Consider the following 5,145-nt stretch of genomic DNA (forward strand, 5'->3'; position numbering starts at 1 on the left):
GGCCTGGGACGGGTCGAAGGCGTCGCCGCGCTTGCCCGGACGGCCGGACCCCGGATTGCCGCCGTTGACCGTGCCCGCCGGGGCCGATCCCGATGACGGGGAGGAGGGGGCGGCCTTGCCGCCCTTGCCCTCGTTCAGGCGGAACTCGACATCCTCCTGGAACTTGCGCAGCTGCTCTTTCAGCTGCCGGTTCTCGTACTGGAGGGTCTCGATCTGCCCGGACATGATCCGGGACTGGTTCTCGATGCGCCCCAGGCGCACCACCAGTTCCGAGGCGTCCTGCGCGGCGGCCGGAGGGCCGAGGAGCAGGCCCCCGAGGATCGTGGTGAGCGCGAGGCGGGTGCGAAGGCGGGCAGGCATGATGGGCTGCGGTCCGATGGAAGCGCGAGGCCCTATCAGATGCGCCGTTCCGCGGCAAAACTGCGGCGCGGCCAATTCTTCGCGGGACCGCCTGCCGGTTCTTCGAAGGAACCGGCAGGCGGACGTGGATCGCGTGTCGGATCCGCGAAGAATTACGCCCCGGCGCCGCGGTCCAGCACGATCACCGCGCGGCGGTTCTGCGACCAGCACGAGATGTCGTTGCACACCGCCACCGGCCGCTCCTTGCCGTAGGAGACCGTGCGCATCCGGTTCGCGCCGATGCCCCGGGTGGCCATGTAGTCGTTGACCGACTGGGCCCGGCGGGCGCCCAGGGAGAAGTTGTACTCGCGGGTGCCGCGCTCGTCGGCATGGCCCTCGATGATGAAGGTGTAGCGCGGGTAGCGCTGCAGCCAGGCGGCCTGCTTGTCGAGGGTGGCGGTGGCGGTGGGGGTCAGGTCGGTGGAATCCGATTCGAAGAAGACCCGGTCGCCGATATTGACGACGAAGTCCTGCGCGCTGCCCGGGGTCGCGGCCCCCGCCCCGAACGCGGAGGCGTCGGCGAGGTCCTTGTCGTTGCTGCAGGCGCCGAGCCCGAGGCCGGCGCAGAGAGCGAGGCCGAGGGCGAGTGCGCGGAAACGCTGGGGCATGATCGTTCAACTCCTCGAGCGGTGCCGAAGGCCGGCTGCGGGTCTTCGAGGCGGGTCCGCGTCGTCCTGAGCGCCGGTGATAGGCGCGGATGGTTAAGCGACGGTTCCGGCGCGCCCCGCGCAACGTCCTGCGGGCCCGCTTCGGTCGGCGGCGTGCGCTGCCGCACGCAGGGCCATGCTGACGCGCCCGGATTGCGGCACCGCCAGGGCGATCGGGCGGGGCCACCGGGCAAGCGGAGGCGTTTCCGCCCCGCGGGTTGCCCGGATGCAACAGGGCCGGATACCGCATCCGGGCGCGTTTTAAGACATTCTCAACCCTGTCGGGCCTTGATTCGCCCGAAGCGCTCGCCGTCGACGCGGATTCCGGTTCGGCACACGCGAGCGCTTCCAGATCTAGAGACGCCGCGCGATTCCCGGACCCCTCAATGCGCCCCGCCCAGTGCGTCCTCATCGTTGAGGACAGCTACCTGCTCCTCGAGATCATCGCGAGCCTGTGCGAGACGCAGGGCATCCGGGTGATCGAGGCCTCCACCGGGGAGGCGGCGCTGACGCTCCTGCGGGCGCGGGGCCACGAGATCGACTGGCTGTTCACCGACATCCACCTGCCCGGCCTGATCGACGGCTGGACCGTGGCCCACGCGTTCCGGGCGCTCCATGCCGACCGGCCGGTGGTCTACACCTCGACCGATTCGAGCGGCGGCCGGGGCGTGCCGGGCAGCCTGTTCCTGCGCAAGCCGTTCCAGGTGGAGGCGGTCAACCGTCTGGTCCGGATGATGGGCGACGGCTTGAGCGACGCCCCGCTCTGCGCGGCGGGCTGAACGCGTCCCGGTTACCCGGCCCGGAACAGCGCGACGATCTCGGGGCTGGCGAGCCAGGTCTCCACCCGCTGGCACGCGAGATCGCCGGCCGGTAGGGCGTCGTAGAGGGAAAAGCTCGCCGCGATGAAGCCCGGCAGGTCGTAGAGCCTGGGGAAGTCGTCGCCCCGGGGCTTCGTCTTGAACAGGTACGAGCCGGTGAGGCCGAAATGCTCGGCGATCGGCGGGTAGAGCGGCCAGACCACGTCCTGGACCAGCTCGTCGCCGAGGTAATCCTCGATCTCCACGGGCTCCGGCGTGAACCCGCTCTCCTGAAGCAGCCGCCGGGCGATGTCGCCGATGACGAAGGCCTTGGGGTGGTTCATCAGGTGCATGAAGGCGCCGCGCCGCGCCCAGCGGGTCACCTCCCGGTCCAGGCCGAAGCCCAGGGCCGCGGCGGCCCCGACCAGCTCGCGCACGGCCGGATCCCAATGGTCGAGGTAGCCCAGGCGGACGAACACGTCCTCGCGGAACAGGCCGGCGGTGCGGCCGGCATCGAGGCCGAGCCGGTGGGCGCAGAGCACGATCGCCGAGTGGTACTGCCCCGTCGGCGAGGGCGCGAGCTTCAGGGCGGCGAGATCCGAGGCCTGGCCGGCATAGACCATGTCCGGGTGGAAGGCCGAGAACACGATCGCCGGGAACAGCTTGAGCCGCGGGTCGGCCGCCCGCAGACTGGCGACGTCGCCGCCCGGGATCAGCCCGGCCGGGAAGGTCTGCGAGAAGACGTGATCGTGGGAGCGGAGCGTCCGGACCAGGCCGTCGATATGGCCGTGGTCGCGCTTGAGAGAGCCCATGGGCAGGTAGCGCACGGGGCTCTTCGGGGCGAGCAGGCGCATCGCCTGGGCGATGCCCCGGGCCTGGCAATTGCCCAGCACCGCGATGGCCGGCCCGTCGCGGGTCGTGGCGGCGCGCGCGCGGTTCCGCCATGGTGTCGCCCAGGTAGGCGCCCAACTGGGGGTCGACAGGGACAACGCGCTGCGGGCGCGCCGGGGCAGATCGTTCAGGGCCACGTCGCGTGCCGGGGTCAGCGGACGGATCAGCAGCCCCGAGGGCAGTTGCCGTCGTGAAGAAGAGGGTTCGAAGATGGCGTTGAATCCGTATACGGGTCTACCGGCCGAGCGATTCTGGCGCAAGGTCGTGACCAACGTGCCGCCCTTCGCGGTCAATCCGCACCCGAAGGACACGTTCGCGATCGGGCCGACCGACAAGGTCGCCACCGGCGGCTCCTGTTTCGCGCAGCGGGTGGCCGAGGCGGTGCGCGGCGCCGGCTTCAACTACTACCTGACCGAGCCGCCGCCCCCCGGCATGAGCGCCGACGAGGCCAATGCCCGCCAGTTCGGCACCTTCTCGGCCCGGTACGGCAACCTCTATTACACGCGCCAGTTCGTGCAGCTGTTCGACCGGGCCTATGGCCAGTTCGAGCCGGAGCTGAAGGCGTGGCTGCGCGACGACGGCCGCTACGTCGACCCGTTCCGCCCCACCGTCGAGCCGGCGGGTTTCGCCAGCGAGGCCGAGGTGGTCGCCGCCCGGGACGCGCATCTGGCCGAGGTGCGCCGCCTGTTCGAGACCTTGGACGTCTTCGTGCTCACGCTGGGCCTCACCGAGGGCTGGCGCTGGCGGGGCGACGGCGCGGCGCTGCCGCTCGCCCCGGGGGTCGCGGGCGGCACCTTCGACCCGGAGCTCTACGAATGCGTCAACGCCGGCGCGGGGGAGGTGCTGGGCGACCTCAACGGCTTCCTGGACCGGCTCTGGAGCGTGAACCCCAAGGCCCGGGTGATCTTCACGGTCTCGCCGGTGCCGATGATCGCGACCTACATGGACCGGCACGTGATGGAGTCGAACAGCTACTCCAAGTCGGTCCTGCGGGTGGCGGCCGGCGAGGTGGTCGGCCGGGGCGATCCGCGGGCGGTGTACTTCCCGGCCTACGACATCGTCACCAGCAACGTGAATGCCGGGCGCTACTACAACGAGGACCAGCGCACCATCAACGACGCGGGGGTGCGCCACGTCATGCGGCTGTTCCTGTCGACCTTCGCGCGCGACCGCGCCGCCGCGGCCCCGACCCACGCCCCCGTGGACCTCGCGGCCGAGTTCGAGGGCAATGCCGGCGTGATCTGCGACGAGGAGGAGATCGAGCGCAGCGTGGCGTGAGCGGCGGGGGATTTGCCTCCGGGCAGGTGTTTCGGGCAAGCTCAGCAGTCTGGGCGCTCGCGCCCGTCCGGAGACGATCCCCGTGAGCCTGCCCCCGCCCCGCCAGCCCGACCACGACATCGATCCGATCTTCGTGGCGCGGCACTCGCCCCGTGCCTTCACGGGCGAGGCGCTGCCCGAAGCCGAGCTGATGCGGATGATCGAGGCGGCGCGTTGGTCGCCGTCGGCGTACAATTCGCAGCCGTGGCGCTTCCTCTACGCGCTGCGTGGGGACGCGAACTGGGAGACGTTCTTCGGCCTGCTCGTGCCCGGCAACCAGAAATGGGTCTCGGGCACCGGCGCGATCCTGTTCCTGGTCTCGAACGGGCTCATGAAGGTCGGGGACGAACTGAAGCCGTCCTACAGCCACTCCTTCGACGCCGGCACCGCATCGCTGGCCTTCCAGCTCCAGGCGATCCATCAGGGCTGGCACGCCCACGGCATGGTCGGGTTCGACCATGTCCGCGCGCCCGAGGTGCTGCGCCTGCCCGAGAACCACCGGATCGAGGCCGCCTTCGCGGTGGGCCGCAAGGTCGCGGAGGCCGACCTCACCGAGGAGCAGCGTCCGCGCGAGGCCCCGAACGGCCGCCGGCCGATCACCGACTTCGTCATCGCCGGCGCGTTCCCGCCCTCCGGCACCTGAGGCGGTCCGGAACCGGAGTATACGACCAGGGATTGTGTCGGCAGCGCGATGGCGCCGGCCCTCGCCCATCCTGCTCCCGCCCCCCTACGATCGGAGCCTGCCCATGGACCAGAAACCCTCGGTCCCGCCCGGCGGCACCGCCGCGCCCGCCCCCTTCCTCGACGCGGGCGGGTTCGACCATGCCTCGGGCCTTCAGAGCGTGGCCGACCGCCACGGGGTGAGCCTCGATGCGGTGCGCCACCTGGTCCAGGCGCTGGAGCGCGGGCACGGCACGATGGCGCAGTTCAACCATCCCGACCTCGGCGGCATGGGCCAGTGGTTTTCCGGCGGCATGGTGATGGTCGGCCGGATGTTCGACGACGGCCTCAAGGCCCGGGTCGACGCGCTCTGCACCGAACTCGCCGCGGCGCTGCCGGCGGGCGGCTTCACGGAGGTCGGGCCTGCGTCGCAG

At 71.1% G+C, this 5,145-nt stretch carries 6 protein-coding genes and 1 pseudogene; 4 read left to right on the top strand and 3 right to left on the bottom strand.

What is annotated here, in order from left to right; all coding sequences use genetic code 11:
* Window positions 1-360: YbgF trimerization domain-containing protein (locus tag FV228_RS19780; RefSeq protein ID WP_281406509.1), on the bottom strand; the 360-nt coding region annotated here is incomplete at its 3' end.
* Window positions 361-512: 152 nt separating this feature from the next.
* Window positions 513-1,007: a peptidoglycan-associated lipoprotein Pal gene (gene pal, locus FV228_RS19785; RefSeq protein WP_147856178.1), complete on the bottom strand. Its 495-nt coding sequence runs from the start codon at window positions 1,005-1,007 to the stop codon at window positions 513-515.
* A gap of 425 nt (window positions 1,008-1,432) precedes the next feature.
* On the opposite strand from pal, the gene FV228_RS19790 reads away from it, so the two are divergent.
* Entirely contained in the window at window positions 1,433-1,825 is a 393-nt protein-coding gene (locus FV228_RS19790; protein WP_147856179.1) for a response regulator, read from the top strand.
* An 11-nt stretch (window positions 1,826-1,836) separates the two neighbouring features.
* On the opposite strand, the gene FV228_RS19795 is transcribed toward FV228_RS19790, so the two are convergent.
* Complete coding sequence (locus FV228_RS19795) at window positions 1,837-2,871, bottom strand: WcbI family polysaccharide biosynthesis putative acetyltransferase (protein WP_238260823.1); 1,035 nt, start codon at window positions 2,869-2,871, stop codon at window positions 1,837-1,839.
* A gap of 73 nt (window positions 2,872-2,944) precedes the next feature.
* On the opposite strand from FV228_RS19795, the gene FV228_RS19800 reads away from it, so the two are divergent.
* The 3 genes and pseudogenes from FV228_RS19800 to FV228_RS19810 form a co-directional block, all read left to right on the top strand.
* Complete coding sequence (locus FV228_RS19800; RefSeq protein WP_147856180.1) at window positions 2,945-4,012, top strand: GSCFA domain-containing protein; 1,068 nt, start codon at window positions 2,945-2,947, stop codon at window positions 4,010-4,012.
* Between the two features lie 82 nt (window positions 4,013-4,094).
* Entirely contained in the window at window positions 4,095-4,694 is a 600-nt protein-coding gene (locus FV228_RS19805) for a nitroreductase family protein (RefSeq protein WP_147856181.1), read from the top strand.
* A gap of 103 nt (window positions 4,695-4,797) precedes the next feature.
* A pseudogene (locus tag FV228_RS19810) lies at window positions 4,798-5,145 on the top strand (SHOCT domain-containing protein); the annotation flags it as partial.

It is taken from the genome of Methylobacterium sp. WL18, assembly GCF_008040015.1.
GTDB lineage: Bacteria > Pseudomonadota > Alphaproteobacteria > Rhizobiales > Beijerinckiaceae > Methylobacterium > Methylobacterium mesophilicum.